At 64.4% G+C, this 20,074-nt stretch carries 15 protein-coding genes; 12 read left to right on the top strand and 3 right to left on the bottom strand.

The features are described 5' to 3' along the window. Positions 1–118: 118 nt before the first annotated feature. The 4 genes from BMW89_RS08100 to BMW89_RS08085 are packed head-to-tail and all read left to right on the top strand — an operon-like array spanning position 119 to position 3,396. Positions 119–997: a branched-chain amino acid ABC transporter permease gene (locus BMW89_RS08100; RefSeq protein WP_092024719.1), complete on the top strand. Its 879-nt coding sequence runs from the start codon at positions 119–121 to the stop codon at positions 995–997. Next, positions 997–1,980, top strand: coding sequence for a branched-chain amino acid ABC transporter permease (locus BMW89_RS08095; protein WP_092024373.1), 984 nt, complete (start codon positions 997–999; stop codon positions 1,978–1,980). The genes BMW89_RS08100 and BMW89_RS08095 overlap by 1 nt, the downstream gene beginning before the upstream one ends. Further along, positions 1,977–2,708: an ABC transporter ATP-binding protein gene (locus BMW89_RS08090; protein ID WP_092024372.1), complete on the top strand. Its 732-nt coding sequence runs from the start codon at positions 1,977–1,979 to the stop codon at positions 2,706–2,708. The genes BMW89_RS08095 and BMW89_RS08090 overlap by 4 nt, the downstream gene beginning before the upstream one ends. After that, a complete protein-coding gene (locus BMW89_RS08085; protein ID WP_092024371.1) occupies positions 2,692–3,396 on the top strand; it encodes an ABC transporter ATP-binding protein in 705 nt (234 codons plus the stop codon). Before BMW89_RS08090 ends, BMW89_RS08085 begins: the two co-directional genes overlap by 17 nt. A 178-nt stretch (positions 3,397–3,574) precedes the next feature. On the opposite strand, the gene BMW89_RS08080 is transcribed toward BMW89_RS08085, so the two are convergent. Next, positions 3,575–3,781, bottom strand: coding sequence for a hypothetical protein (locus BMW89_RS08080; RefSeq protein ID WP_092024370.1), 207 nt, complete (start codon positions 3,779–3,781; stop codon positions 3,575–3,577). After that, positions 3,778–4,464 (bottom strand): 3-oxo-tetronate 4-phosphate decarboxylase, encoded by a 687-nt coding sequence (gene otnC / locus BMW89_RS08075; RefSeq protein WP_177195903.1) that lies wholly within the window; start codon positions 4,462–4,464, stop codon positions 3,778–3,780. The genes BMW89_RS08080 and otnC overlap by 4 nt, the downstream gene beginning before the upstream one ends. 117 nt (positions 4,465–4,581) lie before the next feature. Here otnC and ltnD point away from each other — a divergent pair, with 117 nt between their 5' ends. The 8 genes from ltnD to BMW89_RS08035 all read left to right on the top strand — a co-directional run bounded on the left by ltnD (position 4,582) and on the right by BMW89_RS08035 (position 18,280). Beyond that, positions 4,582–5,499: an L-threonate dehydrogenase gene (ltnD, locus tag BMW89_RS08070; protein ID WP_092024368.1), complete on the top strand. Its 918-nt coding sequence runs from the start codon at positions 4,582–4,584 to the stop codon at positions 5,497–5,499. Positions 5,500–5,516: 17 nt separating this feature from the next. Next, a complete protein-coding gene (otnI, locus tag BMW89_RS08065; protein WP_092024367.1) occupies positions 5,517–6,299 on the top strand; it encodes a 2-oxo-tetronate isomerase in 783 nt (260 codons plus the stop codon). Further along, positions 6,296–7,582, top strand: a complete 1,287-nt coding sequence (otnK, locus tag BMW89_RS08060; protein ID WP_092024366.1) for a 3-oxo-tetronate kinase — start codon at positions 6,296–6,298, stop codon at positions 7,580–7,582. The genes otnI and otnK overlap by 4 nt, the downstream gene beginning before the upstream one ends. A gap of 163 nt (positions 7,583–7,745) precedes the next feature. Beyond that, a complete protein-coding gene (locus tag BMW89_RS08055) occupies positions 7,746–9,437 on the top strand; it encodes a methyl-accepting chemotaxis protein (RefSeq protein WP_092024365.1) in 1,692 nt (563 codons plus the stop codon). Between the two features lie 177 nt (positions 9,438–9,614). After that, positions 9,615–11,807, top strand: a complete 2,193-nt coding sequence (locus BMW89_RS08050) for a methyl-accepting chemotaxis protein (RefSeq protein WP_092024364.1) — start codon at positions 9,615–9,617, stop codon at positions 11,805–11,807. A 239-nt stretch (positions 11,808–12,046) separates the two neighbouring features. After that, on the top strand, positions 12,047–13,741 hold the full coding sequence (locus BMW89_RS08045) for a methyl-accepting chemotaxis protein (protein ID WP_092024363.1): 1,695 nt from the start codon (positions 12,047–12,049) through the stop codon (positions 13,739–13,741). Between the two features lie 170 nt (positions 13,742–13,911). Beyond that, positions 13,912–17,091, top strand: coding sequence for an efflux RND transporter permease subunit (locus BMW89_RS08040; protein ID WP_092024362.1), 3,180 nt, complete (start codon positions 13,912–13,914; stop codon positions 17,089–17,091). Further along, complete coding sequence (locus tag BMW89_RS08035) at positions 17,078–18,280, top strand: efflux RND transporter periplasmic adaptor subunit (protein WP_092024361.1); 1,203 nt, start codon at positions 17,078–17,080, stop codon at positions 18,278–18,280. Before BMW89_RS08040 ends, BMW89_RS08035 begins: the two co-directional genes overlap by 14 nt. Positions 18,281–18,426: 146 nt before the next feature. Here BMW89_RS08035 and BMW89_RS08030 read toward each other — a convergent pair whose 3' ends face one another. After that, positions 18,427–19,941, bottom strand: a complete 1,515-nt coding sequence (locus BMW89_RS08030) for an acetyl-CoA acetyltransferase (protein WP_092024360.1) — start codon at positions 19,939–19,941, stop codon at positions 18,427–18,429. Positions 19,942–20,074: the final 133 nt, after the last annotated feature.

The following is a 20,074-nucleotide window of genomic DNA, read 5'->3' as shown; positions in this document are numbered from 1 at the left end:
TTCCGATCTTGCGGAGTAGACGGAGCCTGCGTCGCGAAAGACGAGGGCGGGCCCGTCCTTTGCGATGTGCGCGCGATCACGCCCCTCGGGGTGAAGGCTTTTTCTGGGGGACAAGTTGCTGACAGTCGAAACAATTGTCCAAAGTCTCGCGAGCGGCCTGTTGATGGGGCTGCTCTACGGACTGATCGCCGTTGGCCTTGCGCTCATCTTCGGCCTGATGGACGTCACGAACTTCGCCCATGGCGAGTTCCTGATGATTGGGATGTACGCGTCCTTCTTCCTGTTCACGTTCTTCGCCATCGACCCCTTGCTTTCGGCCCCGTTGGTCGCCGCGGCGCTGTTCGTGTTCGGAGCGGTCGTTTATCTCTTGATCGTACGCTTCGCCATGAGGGCCAAGGCTAACGCCGGCATGGTGCAGATCTTCTCGACCTTTGGCCTGGCCATCGTCATGCGGGGATTGGCCCAGCTGTTCTTCACGCCGGACTATCGCAGCATTCCGCATTCCTGGCTCGGCGGCAAAACCATATCGGTTGCAGGCATCTTCTTGCCGGAGCCGCAACTGGTCGGTGCGCTGGTCTCGATTCTCGCCTTTGCCGGCCTCTACTTCTTCATCCACCGCACCGATTTCGGCCGGGCGCTGGAAGCCACCCGTGAAGATCCCGGTGCGGTCGCACTCGTCGGCATCGACAAGAACCGCGTGTTCGCGTTCGGTTGGGGCCTTGGTGCCGCGCTTGTTGGTCTCGCCGGCGCGATCATGGCGGTGTTTTTCTACATCTATCCCGACGTTGGCGCGTCCTTTGCGCTGATTGCCTATGTCACGGTGGCGCTCGGCGGCTTCGGTAGTGTGTTCGGCGCCTTCGCCGGTGGCATCATTGTCGGCCTGGTTGAAGCGGTGACCGCCCTGATGCTGCCGCCCTCGCTGAAGTCGGTCGGCATCTATGCGGTCTACTTGCTGGTCGTCTTCATCCGGCCGCGTGGCCTGTTCGGGTCGATGTGATGGACAAGAATTTTGCCGCGCGGCGTCGCCGCGATCTCATCATTGCCGCGCTGCTGGCCGCGCTTGCCGCGCTTGCACCGCTGTTCGTCAAGAACGTCTACATCCAGAACATTATGGTCCTGACCTTGATGTACGCGGCGCTGTCGCAGAGCTGGAACATTCTGTCCGGTTATTGCGGGCAGATCTCGCTGGGCCACGCGCTCTATTTCGGCATCGGCGCCTACACCACCGAGCTTCTGTTCACGAAATTCGGCGTGTTGCCCTGGTTCGGTATGCTCGCCGGCGGTGCGATCGCGGCTGTTATCGCGATGGGGCTCGGCTATCCCTTCTTCCGCCTGCGCGGCCATTACTTCGTGATCGCGACCATCGTCATCGCCGAGATCGGGTTGCTGCTGTTCCAGAACTGGGAATGGGCGGGGGCTGCGATGGGAATCACCATTCCCGTGCGTGGCGACAGCTGGTTGAAATTCCAGTTCATGCGCAGCAAGCTGCCGTATTTCTATTTTGCGTTGGCGCTGTGCTGCCTCGCCTGGTTCGTCACCTGGTGGCTGGAGGATTCCAAATGGGGCTTCTGGTGGCGCGCGGTGAAGGATAATCCGGAAGCGGCCGAGAGCCTCGGCGTCGTCGTGTTCAACTCCAAGATGGGTGCAGCCGCTGTCTCCGCTTTCCTCGTCGCCATCGGCGGCGCCTTCTATGCGCAATTCCTCGCCTATATCGATCCTGAGAGCGTGATGGGCTTCCAGTTCTCGCTGCTGATGGCATTGCCGGCCGTGCTCGGCGGCATCGGCACCCTCTGGGGCCCCGTGCTTGGCGCGGTCATCCTGATTCCGATGACCGAACTGACGCGCTCCTATATCGGCGGTTCCGGCCGCGGCGTCGACCTGATCGTCTACGGCGGGCTGATCGTGGCGATCTCGCTGGCTCTGCCGCAAGGTCTTGTGAGCCTGTTCTCCCGTTCCAAAGCAAAAGGAGCCACGCGATGACTGCGCTCCTTGAAACCCGCGGCGTCTGGCAGCGGTTCGGCGGCCTCGTCGCCAACAGCGACGTCTCGATCTCGGTCGGGCGCGGCGAGATCGTCGGTCTGATTGGCCCCAACGGCGCCGGCAAGTCGACGCTGTTCAATCTCATCGCCGGCGTGCTGCCGCCGACTCAGGGATCGATCTGGTTCGACGGCAAGGATGTTACCAATTTGCCGGCGGCCGAGCGCTGCCAGCGCGGCGTCGGACGCACTTTCCAGGTGGTCAAGAGTTTTGAGACCATGACTGTCATCGACAACGTCATCGTCGGGGCTCTCGTGCGCAACACGGTGATGCGCGAGGCGCGCCGCAAGGCGCATGAGGTGCTGGAGTTCACCGGCCTTGCCGCGCGCGCCGACGTGCTCGCGAGCGACCTCGTGCCGGCCGAGAAGCGCCGCCTCGAAGTCGCGCGTGCGCTCGCGACCGAACCAAAGCTGCTGCTGCTCGACGAAGTTCTCACTGGCCTGACGCCGACCGAGGCGCAGACGGGCGTCGCACTGGTACGCAAGGTGCGCGATACCGGCATCACCGTGCTGATGGTCGAGCATGTCATGGAGATCGTGATGCCGCTGGTCGATCGTGCCATCGTGCTCGACCTCGGCAAGGTGCTGGTCGAGGGCAAGCCTTCCGACGTCGTTCGCGATCCCAAGGTGATCAGCGCATATCTGGGAGATCGTCATGCTGTCAGTGCATGAAGTCACCACGGCCTATCAAGGCCTGGTCGCGATCTCGGCGATCTCGATCGAGGTCCAGAAGGGCGAGATCGTCTGCGTGGCCGGCGCCAACGGCGCGGGCAAGTCGACGTTGCTGAAATCCATTGCGGGTGCCGAGCGTCCGCGTTCGGGCACGGTGACGTTCGACGGCAAGCGCCTCGACGGCATGGCGCAGCATCACATCACCGCCACCGGTATCGCCTATGTGCCGGAGAACCGCCGCCTGTTCCCGCGCCTGTCGGTGCGCGACAACCTTCGTCTCGGCAGCTATCTCTATCGCGGCGAGGCGAACCGCGACGAACCGCTCGGCCTGGTCTTCAAGCTGTTTCCGCGCCTGTCCGAGCGCCTCGACCAGCGCGCCGAGACGCTCTCCGGCGGCGAGCAGCAAATGCTCGCCATCGGCCGCGCGCTGATGACGCGTCCGCGGCTGTTGATGCTGGACGAGCCCTCGCAGGGCATCATGCCGAAACTCGTCGACGAGATTTTTCAGGCGGTGAAGCTCATCCGTGACTCCGGCATGACCGTCTTGATCGTCGAGCAGCGCATGGCCGAGTGCCTGGAGATCGCGGATCGCGCCTACATCCTGCAAACCGGCCGCGTGCTGATGCAGGGCCCGGCTGCCGAGATCAGGGGCAATCCCGACGTGCGGAAGGCGTATCTGGGGCTATAGCTTTCTGGACTGCGCCACAGGCCCCGCCGTCATCCTGAGGTGCGCGCCCTTGCGCGCCTCGAAGGATGAGCCGCAAGCGCCCGTAGCCCATCCTTCGAGGCTTCACCTTGCGATGCAATTGCATCGCAAGGTTCGCACCTCAGGATGACGGCGGTGTGTATGGTTAGCACTCCGGCGGCTACGGCTGCTTCCTTGCCTTGGCTGCAGCTAACAGCATCGCTTCGACGATCGCGTCGAACTCGCTCTTTCCGATCGGATCAGTTGCGCCCAGCTCATCGTAGGTCTTCTCGTAAGGAGACCACCAGTGGTGGCGTAAGCCCACTTCGTGAAGAACACGGGCCGCCGCCTCTATCTCAGTTGGTGCAGGCCGTATCAGTTCGGTCATTCCTCGTGCCCATGCTCCGGCAACGCGACCCCGAACACCTTCACCAGATCCTTCACCTGCTCAGCCGACAGATAGCGCGGGTTCATCCCGCGCAGCAGCAGGTACAGCTTCGCCGTCTCCTCCAGCTCCTCCGTCGCGAATACGGCGGCTTCCAGCGTGTCGCCGGCGACCACAGGGCCGTGATTGGCGAGCAGCACGGATGAATATTTCCCTGCCAGCCCCTTGATCGCATCCGCCACCGCGGGATCGCCGGGGCGATAATAGGGCACGAGCGCGGTGGCGCCGCATTTCATCAAATAATACGCCGTCATCGGCGGCAGCGCGGCGCGCGGGTCGATCTCGGGCAGCATGGAGAGCGCGACCGAATGGGTGGAGTGCAGATGCACGATCGCGCGTGCACTGCCGCGCGTATCGTAGAGCGCGGTGTGGAGAGGAACTTCCTTGGTCGGTGCATCGCCCGAGATCAGGCGGCCCTGCTCATCCAGCCGCGACAGTTTTGCGGGATCGAGGAAGCCAAGCGAGGCGTTGGTCGGCGTCACCAGCCAGCCGCCGCCGTCCAGCCTGACGCTGATATTGCCGGAGGAGCCCGGCGTCAGTCCGCGCTCGAACAGGGACCGTCCGAAGCGGCAGACATCCTCACGCAGCCTCGTCTCGTTGCTCGTTTCAGGTCTCATGGCCGTCATGTCCGCTTGTCTCACGCTTTGGCAGCGCGGCCAAGCCGTGTTATTCGATGCTCCGAGCCGCCGCAAAGGCAGGCCGTCCGGGAAACGTTCGCAAGAATAAGTCGAAGGGTTAGTTGCATGTCCGCCTCCAATTCACAAAATCAGCGTATCGCCGTCATCGGGCTCGGCTCGATGGGATACGGCATGGCGACCTCGCTGAAGCGCGCGGGCCATGCCGTCACCGGCTGCGACGTTTCGGCCGATGCGGTAGCGCGCTTCGTGAAGGACGGCGGCGCGGGTGCGACGACCCCGGCCGAGGCCGCCAAGGACGCGGACATCGTCGTCAGCGTCGTCGTCAATGCTGCTCAGACCGAGACCATCCTGTTCGGCAAGGATGGTGCCGCCGAGACCATGCCGAAGGATAGCGTCTTTGTGTCCTCGGCGACCATGGACCCCGACGTGGCGCGTCGTCTCGCAAAGCAGCTGGAGGCGACCGGCCGGAACTATCTGGATGCGCCGATCTCCGGCGGGGCGCAGCGCGCAGCCCAAGGCGAACTGACGATCCTCGCCTCCGGCAGCCCCGCCGCATTCGCAAAAGCACGGCCGGCGCTCGATGCCATGGCCGCAAAGCTCTACGAGCTCGGTGACGCTGCAGGGCAGGGCGCTGCCTTCAAGATGATCAACCAGTTGCTGGCCGGCGTGCACATCGCAGCCGCCAGCGAAGCAATTGCATTCGCCGCCAAGCAGGGCCTCGACATCCGCAAGGTCTATGAGGTGATCACGGCCTCCGCCGGCAATTCCTGGATGTTCGAGAACCGCATGCCGCACGTGCTCGACGGCGACTACACGCCGCGCAGCGCGGTCGAGATCTTTGTGAAAGACCTCGGCATCATCCAGGACATGGCGCGGAGCGCCCGATTCCCGGTGCCGGTCTCGGCCGCGGCGCTCCAGATGTTCCTGATGACATCAGCCGCCGGCATGGGCCGCGATGACGATGCGTCGGTCGCGCGCATGTATGCGCAGGTCACCGGCGTAAAACTTCCCGGCGACAAGTAGAGCCAAGAGGATTTCCAATGCCCCGTTTCGCCGCCAACCTTTCGATGATGTTCACCGAGGTGCCATTCCTCGACCGTTTCGATGCCGCAGCGCAAGCGGGCTTCACCGCCGTCGAGTTCCTGTTTCCCTATGAGCATCCGGCCGAGGCCGTCGGCGAGCGGCTCAAGCGCAACGGCCTGACCCAGGCGTTGTTCAACCTGCCGCCGGGCGACTGGAATGCCGGCGAGAAGGGCTTTGCTGCGCTTCCCGCGCGCTTCGCCGATCTCAAGGCGAGCCTCGAGACCGCGCTACCTTACGCCAAGGCGACGGGCGTCAAGCGGCTGCACCTGATGGCCGGCATCGCCAATCGCGGCGAGCGTGTTGCGATCGAGGCGTTCTACAAATCGGTGGCGTGGGCGGCGGAGTTCTTCGCGCCGCACGGTATCGACATCGTGCTCGAGCCGATCAATGCGCGCAACGTGCCCGGCTACTTCCTCAACGATTTCGGCTTCGCGCGCGACCTGATCCAGGAGCTGAGGCTTCCGAACCTGAAACTTCAGTTCGACATCTATCATTGCGGGATCATTCATGGCGACGTCACCATGCGGCTGCGCGAGATGATGCCGATCATCGGCCACATCCAGATCGCCAGCATTCCCTCACGCAACGAGCCCGATGGCGAAGAACTGAACTATCCGTTCCTGTTCGCTGAGCTCGACCGGCTCGGCTATCCCGGCTTCGTCGGTTGCGAATACAATCCACGCGGCAAGACCAATGATGGCCTCGCCTGGTTCAAGCCATATGCGGGAGTGAAGCCGTGACGCTCGTAGCGAAAATTTCTCTTGGCTGCGTCGCCGACGACTATACCGGCGCCTCCGATCTCGCCAACACGCTGACGCGCGCCGGCCTGCGCACCGTGCAGATCATCGGCATACCTGCCGATGATCTCGCGCTGCCCGAGGTCGATGCTGTCGTGGTGTCCTTGAAGAGCCGTTCGATCGAGGCGGGCCTTGCCGTATCGCGCTCGCGCGCGGCTGAGAAGTGGCTGCGCGGTCGCGGCGCGAGCCATGTGCTGTTCAAGATCTGCTCGACTTTCGATTCCACCGATGCCGGCAACATCGGCCCTGTCATGGACGCGTTGCGCGCCGATTGCGGCGAGGCAAACGTGCTGGTGACACCGGCCTTCCCGGAGACCGGCCGCACCGTCTATCAGGGTAACCTGTTCGTCGGCGCGGTGCCGCTGAACGAGAGCCCCCTGAAGGATCACCCGCTCAATCCGATGCGTGATTCCAATCTCGTGCGGGTGCTGGCGCGCCAGAGCAAGACGCAAATCGGGCTCGTCGACCTCGCCACCGTCACCCGAGGCGCAGATGCTGTGCAGGCGCGGCTGGCCGAGCTCGCGGGCAAGGGTATCGGCGCTGCGATCATCGATGCCGTCTTCGACCGCGACCTCGAGACCATCGGTCGCGTGGCCGCCGAACATCGGTTGTCGGTCGGCGCCTCCGGCATCGGCCTCGGGCTGGCGCGGGCGCTGGTGTCGACGGGCAAGGTCAAATCGGCCGCGGCGAGCAGCGAAGCCGGTGCTGCGGTCGGTGGACCGGCGGCGTGCCTTGCCGGAAGCTGCTCGCAGGCAACGCTCAAGCAGATCGCCAGCGCCGAAAAGGTGATGCCGGTGCTTCATCTCGACCCGGACCGTATTCTTACGGGAGCGGACGAAGCGCAGCGTGCGCTGGACTGGGCAAGGCCGCGATTGGCCGACGGTCCGGTGCTGATTGCATCGAGCTCGACACCGGATCAGGTCGCCGCGCTCCAGGCTCGTCACGGCCGTGATGCGGCCGGGCATGCCATCGAGCAGGCCATGGCCGACATCGCCGAAAGCCTTGTTAAAGCAGGCGTTCGGCGATTGGTCGTCGCCGGCGGCGAGACGTCGGGCGCCGTCGTCGATCGGTTGAAGATTCCCGGGTTTCTCGTAGGAGTGGAAATCGCCGCCGGTGTTCCGGTGCTGCACGCGGTCGGTGCTGGAGGCGATATGCTGCTGGCGTTGAAGTCCGGAAATTTCGGCGGGCCAGAGTTTTTCGCCGATGCGCTTGGGCTCATGCGTTGAGCGCAGAGCGTTTTTAGTCCCTCATTCACTTCTTTAATGTTCCTTACTCGTACGGAGTCGTAGTTAACAACTACTCACGCTTTGTTGTTGGATATCGGCGCCGCTCCTTTTGGTTGACCACGATTTTAGGACGCGCGCCCGCGCCAACGCAAAGAGACCGCTTATGTTCGCCACCATCTCCATTCGCGCCAAGATCATCAGTGTCGTGGCGTTCCTGCTGGTCGCCATGACCGGCATGGGCCTGCTCGCCGTCATGAAGATGCGGTCGATGAATGCCAACACCACCGAGATCACCACCAATTGGCTGCCCAGCGTGCGGGTGCTCGGCGAACTCCGCGCCAGCGTCATCACCTATCGCAACGTGGTGCGCCAGCACATGCTGTCCGAAACCCTGGAAGAGAAGCTCGCCAACGAAAAGACAGCCGCGACTGTCATCGAGGCGCTCTCCAAGTCCCGCAAGTCCTACGAGACGATGATCGCAGCCCCGGAGGAGCGGAAGCTGTACAGCGACTGGTCAAAGCTGTGGGATGATTACAAGAAGGGCACCGAAGAAGTTTTCGCCCTGTCCCGCAAGGAGGCCGGCAAGGTCCCGCACGACGCGCAGGAACTGAATACCAAAACCGTCAACAAGATCGGCCTTGCGTCGGATGAGGTCCTGACCAAGGACATCGAGCTCAACACCAAGGGCGGCGATCAGGCCGCTCAGGATGCCGCCGACAGCTACTATTACGCCTTCATGCTGGTCTCGATCATCCTCGGCGCCGCCGTGATCATCGGCATCGGCGTCGGCTTCTACCTGGTTCAGGACGTCTCCGCCGGCATCAACTCGATCATCCAGCCGATGCAGGCGCTCGGCAAGGGCGACCTGTCCGCCGAGGTGCCGCATCGCGGCGAGAAGACCGAGATCGGCGCCATGGCCGACGTGCTCCAGGTCTTCAAGGAGGCCCTGATCGCCAAGAAGGCCGCCGACGAGGCCGCCGCGACCGACGCCGAAGCCAAGATCGAGCGCGGCCGCCGCGTCGACAACATCACCCGCGAATTCGAGACGATGATCGGCGAGATCGTCCAGACGGTGTCGTCGGCCTCGACCCAGTTGGAGGCCTCCGCCTCGACGCTGACCTCGACCGCGGACCGCTCCCAGAGGCTGGCGACCACGGTTGCCGGCGCTTCGGAGGAAGCCTCGACCAACGTGCAGTCGGTGGCTTCGGCGACCGAGGAGATGGCCTCGTCGGTGAGCGAGATCAGCCGTCAGGTGCAGGAATCGGCGCGGATGGCAGGCGATGCCGTCGGCCAGGCCCGTTCCACCACCGAGCGTGTCAGTGAGCTCTCCAAGGCGGCGTCCCGCATCGGCGACGTGGTCGAGCTGATCAACACCATCGCCGGCCAGACCAATCTGCTGGCGCTGAACGCCACCATCGAGGCGGCGCGTGCCGGTGAAGCCGGCCGCGGCTTCGCGGTCGTTGCCTCCGAGGTGAAGGCGCTCGCGGAGCAGACTGCGAAAGCGACCGGCGAGATCGGCCAGCAGATCTCCGGCATCCAGGCGGCGACCAACGACTCGGTCGGCGCCATCAAGGAGATCTCCTCGACCATCGAGCGCCTGTCGGAAATCTCCTCGGCCATCGCGGCTGCGGTGGAAGAGCAGGGGGCTGCGACCCAGGAGATCGCCCGCAACGTCCAGCAGGCAGCTCAGGGCACCCAGCAGGTCTCCTCCAACATCACCGACGTGCAGCGCGGCGCCACCGAGACCGGCACCGCCTCCTCGCAGGTGCTGTCGGCGGCGCAGATGCTGTCCAACGACAGCACCCGACTCAAGACCGAGGTCAGCAAATTCCTGACCAACGTCCGCGCGGCCTGAGCCAGCGACGCAGGTATCTTCTTACGCAAGAGCGGCGCCATCGGCGCCGCTCTTTGTTTTGATGCATGCGCTGGCGCACGCTGACTTATTTTTCACGTGGGTCATACGGTTCCAAATTTTTACAGGTTCCGAACCCTGCGAACCTTAACTGGTCGCAGGTTTTTTGGAGACTCAATCGTGAAACTGTTTTCATTTTCTGCCATTCGTTCCATCCAATTGAAGATCGCCCTGATCGCCGGCCTCTGCCTTGCGGTGACATGTATCGTGCTGATCGGCTACGGCCTCTTTTCGACCCAGAGCATGAACCAGTATGTGACCCACGAGGTCATGCAGCTGGTCGATCGTCAGACCAAGGAGAGCCTGATGAACCGGGCCTCCACCGAAGCCAACGCGATCAAGGCCGAGCTGGAGGTGGGGTTCGATGCGGCGCGCACCATCGCGCATGCGTTCGCGACGCTGGCCGACGAGAAGACCGGCACCCCTATCGCGGCGCGGCGGATCCAGTTCAACGCACTGCTCCGCCACGTGCTTGAGCTCAATCCCGCCTTCAATGGCACCTATTCGGCCTGGGAGCCGGGAGCGCTGGATGCCGATGATGCGACGTTCAAGGGACGCAAAGAGGCTGGGTCGGACAACACCGGCCGCTTCCTGCCCTACTGGACGCGCAATGCCAGCGGTGCCATCGCAGTTCAGCCGCTCGTCGAGTATGACAGCAGCGAGCGGCATCCCAACGGTCTCGTGAAGGGGGCCTGGTACATCAACCCGAACACCACGGGTAAGGAAAACATTCTGGGTCCGTTGCCCTACATCGTTCAGGGCAAGGCCGTGTTCCTCGCAACCATGTCGGTGCCAGTCATGATCGACGGCAAATTCCGCGGTGTCGCCGGGGCCGACTACAATCTCGATTTCGTGCAGAAGCTTGCCATGAAGATCAACACCTCGCTCTTCGAGGGCAAGGGCAAGGTCGCGATCCTCAACGATACCGGGCTGATCGTCGCCAACAGCGCCAACCAGGACGTGATCGGCAAGAACGCGTCCGAGGCCGACCCCCGCTGGAGCGAAAGCCTCGCCATCGTCAAGGCCGGCCAGGGGACGGTGCAGGATGATCCCAAGTTCGCCAACATCGACATCTATGCGCCGATCCGCTTCGGGCTCACTGAAAACGCGTGGTCGGTCGTGATCTCGATCCCCCGCGACGTGGTGCTGGCATCGGCCCGGCAACTCGATGCCTCGCTCGGCGCTCGTGCGACCTCCAACACGTTCTGGCAGCTCGGCGTCGGCCTGGTCATCGTGCTGGCGGCGATCTTCCTGATCTCGTTCGCCGCCCGCAAGATCGCGCGGCCGATCCAGGATTGCGCGAATTTCGCCGACGGCATCGCCAAGGGCGATTTCAATCAGCAACTCGGTATTGAGCAGGCCGACGAGGTCGGCAGGTTGGCCACGTCGCTCAGGTCGATGCAGGGCGACATCAAGCGCAGCATCGAGCAGCGCGCCCAGGACCAGGCGGCTGCCGACCGCGAGCGCCGGCGCGCGATGAACGAGCTGGCCGACAGCTTCGAATCCTCGGTCGGCGGTATCGTGGAGACGGTGTCGGCCGCGTCTGGCGCGTTGGAAAGTTCGGCTGGAACGCTCACCTCGACCGCCGAGCGGGCGCAGCAGCTTACCCAGGTGGTCGCTACCGCGTCCGGCCAAGCGTCGGGCAACGTGCAGTCGGTTGCCTCGGCGACCGAGGAGATGGCGTCGTCCGTGAGCGAGATCAGCCGCCAGGTGCAGGAATCGGCGCGGATGGCGGGCGACGCCGTCGGCCAGGCCCGTGTCACCACCGAGCGTGTCAGCGAGCTCTCCAGGGCGGCGTCCCGCATCGGCGACGTGGTCGAGCTGATCAATACCATCGCCGGCCAGACCAATCTGCTGGCGCTGAACGCCACCATCGAGGCGGCGCGCGCCGGTGAAGCCGGCCGCGGCTTCGCGGTCGTTGCCTCCGAGGTGAAGGCGCTCGCCGAGCAGACTGCGAAAGCGACCGGCGAGATCGGTCAGCAGATCTCCGGCATCCAGGCGGCGACCAACGATTCGGTCGGCGCCATCAAGGAGATCTCCTCGACCATCGAGCGCCTCTCGGAAATCTCCTCGGCCATCGCGGCTGCGGTGGAAGAGCAGGGGGCTGCGACCCAGGAGATCGCCCGCAACGTCCAGCAGGCAGCTCAGGGCACCCAGCAGGTCTCCTCCAACATCACCGACGTGCAGCGCGGCGCCACCGAGACCGGCACCGCCTCCTCGCAGGTGCTGTCGGCGGCGCAGATGCTGTCCAACGACAGCACCCGACTCAAGACCGAGGTCAGCAAATTCCTGACCAACGTCCGCGCGGCGTAGTCTCTTATACAAGACCCATCGGTTGAAAAACGAGCGGCGCCAAAAGCGCCGCTCGTTTTTCTTTTTCGTCTCCGGTAGCAGGGTGTCGCTTGCAGGTAGCATCATGGGGAAACGCCCGTAGACCTACGGGAGGGCGTTTCATGGATAGTTAAATTCACTCTATGAGAATCGCAGAAGACGACTCGAATAGCGGCCGTCCGATTTGGAATGAAAAATACTCAATTCATTTGGAGGGCCCAATGCGCAAGAATCTCCCTGTTACCCAGGTCGAATATCCCGTCAGCGACGAGACGCTGATCGTTTCGCGCACCGACCTCAAGGGCAAGCTGACCTATTTCAACGAGGACTTCCTCGCCGCCGCCGGCTTCACCTCGGCCGAGCTGATGGGCCAGCCGCACAACATCGTCCGTCACCCCGACATGCCGTCGGAGGCTTTCGACAATCTCTGGGACACGCTGAAGGCCGGCAAGCCTTGGCTCGGCGCGGTGAAGAACCGCCGCAAGAACGGCGACTTCTACTGGGTGTTGGCGACGGCTTCCCCGATCCGGGAGAATGGCCAGGTCACCGGCTACACCTCGGTCCGCAGCAGGTTGCCGGCCGACCAGCGCAAGCTCGCCGAAGAGGTTTACGCCGCGATCCGCGAAAAGAAGCCGCATGGCTATCGCGTCGACGCCGGCATCATCCGTCGCCGCTCGCTGCTTGACCACTTCAGCGTCTTCACCGGAACGCTGAAGGCACGCCTCGTCACGACGATGACGCTCCAGGCGCTGGTCATGCTCGCGCTCGGCATTGGCGGCGCGATCTCCACGGCCGGGTCGACCAGCCTGATCCTGTCGCTGCTGGCCGTCGTCGGCACCGCGATCGTCAGCTTCGCCGGGCTTGCGACCATGCGCGCAATCCGCGGGCCGATGCAGCATCTCAACGACACGCTGGTCAACCTCGTCCAGGACAAGCTCGACAACCGCATCGTGATCGACCGCGACGACGAGATCGGAGAGGCGCTGCGTAACCTTCAGACCGTGCAGACCATCATCCGCTTCAGTCGCGACGAGGTGCAGGCGGTGCAGCGCCGTGCAGAGGGACAACGCAAGGCCGATATGACCAGGCTCGCCGACGGCTTCGAGGCCGCGATCGGCGAGATCGTCGAGACTGTCTCGTCGGCCGCGACCGAGCTCGAGGCTTCGGCCTCGACGCTGTCCTCGACCGCGGGCCGGGCGCAGGAGCTGGCCTCTGCGGTCGCATCCGGCTCGGAGGAAGCCTCCACCAACGTCCATTCGGTCGCTTCGGCCGCCGAAGAGATGTCATCCTCGGTGCGCGAGATCGGCCGCCAGGTGCAGGATTCCACCCGCATCGCCGGCGAGGCGGTCACCCAGGCACAAGCCACTACCGAGCGTGTCAGCGAACTGTCGCGCGCCGCATCGCGGATCGGCGACGTCGTCGAGCTCATCAATGCGATCGCGGGCCAGACCAACCTCCTGGCACTGAACGCCACGATCGAGGCGGCACGTGCGGGCGAGGCCGGTCGCGGATTCGCCGTGGTTGCTTCCGAGGTCAAGGCGCTGGCGGAGCAGACGGCAAAGGCCACCGGCGAGATCGGCCAGCAGGTCGGCGGCATTCAGGCTGCGACGCAGGACTCGGTCGGCGCCATCGGTGAGATCAGCGGCACCATTGCGCGTCTGTCGGAGATCGCTTCGGCGATCGCAGCGGCCGTGGAGCAGCAGGGCGCGGCGACCCAGGAGATCGCGCGCAACGTGCAGCAGGCGGCTCAGGGCACCCAGCAGGTGTCGTCCAATGTCGGCGACGTCCAGCGCGGCGCCTCCGAGACCGGCGCGGCGTCCTCGCAGGTGCTGTCGGCGGCCCAGATGCTGTCGCGCGACAGCAATCGCCTCAAGCTCGAGGTCGGCAAGTTCCTCAACTCCGTCCGCGCCGCATGAAGCGCTCGGCTGCATGGCTGCGATGTAGATTTCGCAGTGCGGTAGCAGGGAAGTGAATGCGGGCAATCCGCCGGATGTTAGCGTTTCCGGCGGTGCTCAGGTAAAGGGGAAGAGGGAATCCCCGTTGGGGCGGATTCCGCATCCTCGCTTGACCTGGAATTACCTGACGAATGATTGCTCTGGTCCGTATTGCCCTGAGCCGACCCTACACGTTTGTCGTGCTCGCGCTGCTGCTCCTCATCATCGGACCGCTGGCGGCGCTGCGGACGCCGACGGACATCTTTCCCGAGATCCGCATCCCCGTGATCGGCGTGGTCTGGCAGTATACCGGTCTGCCGCCGGATCAGATGTCCGGCCGCATCACCACACCGTTCCAGCGCTCGCTGACGACCACGGTCAACGACATCGAGCACATCGTCGCCAACTCCTATAACGGCTTCGGCATCGTCAAGATCTTCTTCCAGCCGACCGTCGATATCCGCACTGCCAATGCGCAGGTCACCGCGATCTCGCAGACGCTGCTGAAGCAGCTGCCGCCCGGTGCGACGCCGCCCTTGATCCTGAACTACTCCGCCTCGACCGTACCGATCATCCAGGTGGCGCTGTCGGGCGATGGCCTGACCGAACAAAACCTCGCCGACATCGGCATCAATAATTTGCGTACCCCGCTGGTCACCGTCCCCGGCGCTGCGATCCCGTATCCGTTCGGCGGCAAGCAACGCCAGATCCAGATCGATCTCGACCCGACCGCGCTCCAGGCCCGCGGCCTGTCCGGCCAGGACGTGGCCAATGCGCTGGCCGCGCAGAACCTGATCACGCCGGTCGGCACCCAGAAGATCGGGACCTTCGAGTACAACATCCAGCTCAACAACTCGCCGCTCAAGATCGATGAGCTTGGCAATCTGCCGATCAAGACCGTCAATGGCGCCATGGTCTATGTGCGCGACGTCGCGACCGTGCGTGACGGCAATCCGCCGCAGACCAACATCGTTCATGTCGACGGCAACCGCTCGGTGCTGATGATGGTGTTGAAGGCGGGCGCGACCTCGACGCTCGATATCATCGCCGGCATCAAGCAGAAGGTGATCGACGTCAAGGACCAGCTGCCGGATGCGCTCAAGATCGGCTTCATCGGCGACCAGTCGGTGTTCGTCCGCGGTGCAATTCAAGGTGTTGCCGTCGAGGGCGTGATCGCGGCGCTGCTGACCAGCGTCATGATCCTGCTGTTCCTCGGCAGCTGGCGCTCGACCGTCATCATCGCGGTCTCGATCCCGCTGTCGGTGCTGGGCGCCATCATCATGCTGTCGGCGATCGGCGAGACGCTGAACATCATGACGCTGGGTGGCCTCGCGCTCGCGGTCGGCATCCTCGTCGACGATGCCACCGTGACCATCGAGAACATCAATTACCATCTCGAGCAGGGCAAGCCGGTCGAGCAGTCGATCCTCGATGGCGCCAACCAGATCGTGACGCCGGCCTTCGTCTCGCTGCTGTGCATCTGCATCGTGTTCGTGCCGATGTTCTTCCTCACCGGCGTCGCCCGCTTCCTGTTCGTGCCGATGGCGGAAGCGGTGATGTTCGCGATGATCTGGTCGTTCATCCTGTCGCGCACGCTGGTGCCGACCATGGCGAATTACCTTCTGCAGCCGCACGTCCATCACGACGGCGAGCCGCCGAAGTCGCGTAATCCGCTGGTCTGGTTCCAGCGCGGCTTCGAGGCTCGCTTCGAGCGCATTCGCGGCGGCTACCATAACTTCCTCGGGCTCGCGCTCGCGCACCGCGCGGTGTTCGTGATCGGATTCCTCAGCGTGGTCGGCGCGTCCTTCGCGCTGGTGCCGTTCCTCGGGCGCAACTTCTTCCCTGCGGTCGACGCCGGCAACATCCTGATGCATGTCCGCACGCAAGTTGGCACGCGCGTCGAAGAGACCGCCAACCAGCTCGCCGACGTGCAGAAGGTGGTCCGCAAGCTGATCCCGGGCGAGATCGAGACACTGACCGATAACATCGGCATGCCGATCTCCGGCATCAACATGACCTACAACAACACCGGCGTGATCGGCCCGCAGGACGGCGACATCCAGATCAAGCTCAGGGAAGGCCACAAGCCGACCGAAGAGCATGTGCGCGTGCTGCGCGAGCAGCTGCCGCGGCTGTTCCCGGGTGTCAGCTTCTCCTTCCTGCCGGCCGACATCGTCAGCCAGATCCTGAATTTCGGTGCACCGGCGCCGATCGACCTTCAGATCCGCGGCGCCAATATCAGCGCCAATTTTGCCTACGCCAACAATCTGCTGGCGAAGGTCCGCAAGATTCCCGGCGTCGCCGATGCGCGCATCCAGCAGTCGCCAAACAACCCGACCTTCAACATCGATGTCGACCGCACCCGCGCGCAATTTGTCGGCCTGACCGAGCGCGACGTCACCAACAGCCTCGTGGTCAATCTCGCCGGCTCCTCGCAGGTCGCGCCGACCTACTTTCTCAACCCGGACAACGGCGTGTCCTATTCGATCGTGATGCAGACGCCGCAATACCAGATCGACTCGCTCAGCGCGCTGCAGACGCTGCCGATCACGGCGGCCGGAAACGCGCAGTCGCCGATCCTCGGCGGCATCGCCGACATCAAGCGCTCGGTGTCGAGCGCAGTGGTGTCGCAATACGACATCCAGTCGATGGTACAGATTTTTGCCACGACGTCGGGCCGCGACCTCGGCGCGGTCGCCAACGATATCCGCCAGGTGATCGCCGATACCGCCAAGGAGGTGCCGAAGGGCTCTTCCGTGGTGCTGCTCGGCCAGGTGCAGACCATGAACAGCGCCTTCACCGGCCTGCTGTTCGGCCTGCTCGGGGCCGTCGTGCTGATCTATCTGCTGATCGTCGTGAACTTCCAGTCGTGGTCCGACCCGTTCGTGATCATCACGGCGCTCCCGGCCGCGCTCGCCGGCATCGTCTGGATGCTGTTTACGACGCAGACCACGCTGTCGGTGCCGGCGCTCACCGGCGCCATCATGTGCATGGGCGTCGCCACCGCCAACAGCGTTCTCGTGATCACCTTTGCCCGCGAGCGCTACGAGGAGCTCGGCGATCCCATTGCGGCTGCGCTGGAAGCCGGCTTCGTCCGGTTCCGCCCGGTGCTGATGACCGCGCTCGCCATGATCATCGGCATGGCGCCGATGGCGCTGGGGCTGGGCGAGGGCGGCGAGCAGAACGCGCCGCTCGGCCGTGCCGTCATCGGCGGCCTGATCTTTGCAACCTTCGCCACGCTGATGTTTGTTCCCGTGGTGTTCAGTATGGTACACAAGAAACAAGGCGCCAAAGCCGCCGCCTCCCTGGAGACTCCGTATGTCGCCCACTGAACCCCGCTCCCCGGTGTCGCACCGGAAACTGGGCATTCTTGGCGTGGTGGCGCTGATTGCGGCGGGCCTCGTGGTCGGCACCGGCATCCGCGCCCGTGAGGACCAGGGCTCCAAGCTGAAGGAATGGACCGACGACCAGGCCGTTCCCAGCGTCGCGGTGACCCTGCCCAACGCCAAGTCCCTCAATTCCACGATCGATCTGCCGGGCCGGCTCGAGGCCTATTACCGCGCGCCGATCTTCGCCCGCGTCTCGGGTTACCTGAAGAGCTGGAGCGTCGACATGGGCGCTCGCGTCAAGGCCGGTCAGGTGATTGCGGAGATCGAGGCGCCCGACCTCGATCAGCAGCTGTTGCAGGCTCGCGCCGATCTCGTCAGCCAGCAGTCCAGCGCCAGGCTGTCGGAAGCTACGCTGAACCGGCGCAAGACGCTGGTCGCCTCCAACTTCGTCTCCGCGCAGGAAATCGACGAACGCTCGGCCGACCTCTCCAACAAGAACGCCGCGGTCAATTCGGGCCAGGCCAATGTCGAGCGGCTGGAAGCGCTGGCGGGCTACAAGAAGATCACCGCGCCGTTCGACGGCGTGGTCACCGCACGCGACACCGACGTCGGAGCGCTGATCAATTCCGGCGGCGGCTCGGGTCCGGCGATGTTCGTGGTCTCCGACATCACCAAGCTGCGCGTCTACATCAACGTGCCCCAGAACTACGTGCCGGCGATCAAGCTCGGCGCCAAGGCCACCATCGCGCTGCCGGAGTATCCGAACCGGAATTTCCAGGCGACGGTCGAAGCCTCCTCGCAGGCCGTCGATGTCGCCTCGGGCACCACGCGGATGCAGCTTGGCCTCGACAATTCGAGTGGCGAGCTGATGCCCGGCGGCTACGCCAGCGTGAAGCTGAACCTTCAGCGCGACTCCGCGCCGCTCAGCATCCCCGCCAGCGCCTTGATCTTCAACGGCAGCGGCCTGCGCGTTGCGACGGTCGGTGCGGACGATAAGGTGCTGTTCAAACCGGTAACGATCGCCCGCGACCTCGGCCGCGAGATCGAGCTAGCCTCGGGCATCGCAGCAGATGACCGCGTCATCACCGCCCCGCCGGATGGCCTCTCCGACGGCGATGCGGTCCGCGTGACCGGCCCCGGTGCCAAGGGCAAGCCGGCGACGGCGTCAGAGAAGCAGGCGCCGAAGAGCTGAGGCGGTCTCGTGCCCCGGACGCGGCGCAGCACGAAGTGATGCGCTGCTGAGCCGGGGCACATCTCTCCGTACGGTGCCGTGTTGCCTTCTGGGTCCCGGCTCTGCGGAGCGGCATTGTATGCCGCGCCGCGTCCGGGACACGAGAGCTATGCCACCCGCCACTCCGGTACACCGTCCGCGCTCATCGTGATCTCGCCGAGCGAGCCAACTGGCGTGCGATCCATATTCAGCAGCTGCGCCAGCGTCGCCGTGTCGCTTGCCGGAATCCGCGCCAGCGTGCGTTGGTCGTCTTCCGTCCGCAGCATCACCACGCCGTGCTCGGCTTCGCCGCCACGGCCGTAGAGCACGGTAAAGCTCTCCACCTTGCCCTTGCCTGAGACATCCGTGACGAACTCCGGCACCGCGCGCTTGTTGCGCTCGGCCTCGCCTTGCACGCTTGTCTCCTGCGCCAGTGCTTGACCCGGCGGCGCTTTCGACACCACCAGTGCGTGATGCTTGGTAACAAAACCGCCCTGGCCATAGAGCAGGCCGAGCTTTGCGCCGTCGCGCACCCGCCGCACCATCGCGCAGGCCGCATGCGTCATGTAGGTGTTGAGCGGCGCGCCGAAGAAGGTCAGGCCACCGGTCACCGTCGGCTGTACGTCAGCGGAAAGGCCCAGCGTCCGCCGTGCCATCTTGGGCACGCAGGGAAAGCAGCTGTAAAGCTCGATCGCGTCGAATGTCTTGCCGTCGCCGCCGGCGAGATCCATCGCCGCCTTCAGCACCGCGTTCTGCGGATGGCTCTCATAAAATTGGTCGCGCAGCAGATAGTCGCGCGGCTCCTCTGCCGAGGCGCCGCCGAGCGGATACACCAGCCTGTCCTCCGCGATGCCGACCGCCCGCGCCTTGGCGAGACTGGTGAGCAGCAGCGCGCCGCCCATGTTGACGCTGGGGTTGGCGACCATGAGCTTGTTGTAGGGCCATGCAATGAGGCGGTTGTCCGCGGTCGGCGTCGTGATCTCATCCGGTGCATAGCGCCGCTTCAGCCAGGCGTTTGGATTTTGTGCGGCAGCTTCCGAATAGCGCGACCACAGCGTGCCCGATTCCGCCATCGCTTCGCGCGGTGTCTGGCCCCAATGCGCGGAAGAGGCGGCCTCGTAGAACGGATAGACCGTGACGGGGCGGAACACGCCGAGCTTTACCGCCAGAGGTTTCTGGAACGCGGCGCCGCGCTTGGGCTCCTCAACGTCATGGGCGAACGGCGTCCAGGGCAGCTTTATGCCGGCGCGATCGGCCTTGGTCGCGGTCGACTGCGCCTCCGCGCCGCAGACTGCCGCCACGGTGCACTCACCTCGTGCGATGCGCTTGGCAGCTTCGTGGATGAAGCGGATCGGGCTCTCGCCGCCGACCGGGCCGTAATAGCAGTGCGCAGGCGAGATGCCGAGGCGTTGCGCCAAAAGCTTTTCGGGATCGCGATAACGCCAGCTCAGGAAGTTGACGACGTCGAGCGACTGCACCGCGCCAAGCAGTTTTGCGCCGGCATCTTGTTCTGCACGGCGCAGTGCCCGTTCAAGCAGATCGAGCGGCTCGAGGCCCTCGGTGATCTCCTTGGGGCGGTCGACGATCTCGCCGATGCCGACGATGACGGGGATGCGGTCTTCGGGGATAGGGGACTTTGTCATGTCGCTCTTGCTTCGCGTTTTCAGATCTTGGGCACGCCGTCTCCCTTCGAGGGCCGCTGAAGAAGCGGCCACCTCAGGGTGACGGCTACGGGGGAAGCGTCATCCTGAGGTGCGAGTGGCGCGATGCAAAGCA

Source organism: Bradyrhizobium sp. OK095 (assembly GCF_900109945.1).
Lineage (GTDB): Bacteria > Pseudomonadota > Alphaproteobacteria > Rhizobiales > Xanthobacteraceae > Bradyrhizobium.
Note: the sequence above shows the minus strand (reverse complement) of the source record. Positions and strands in the feature narration are given on the sequence as shown.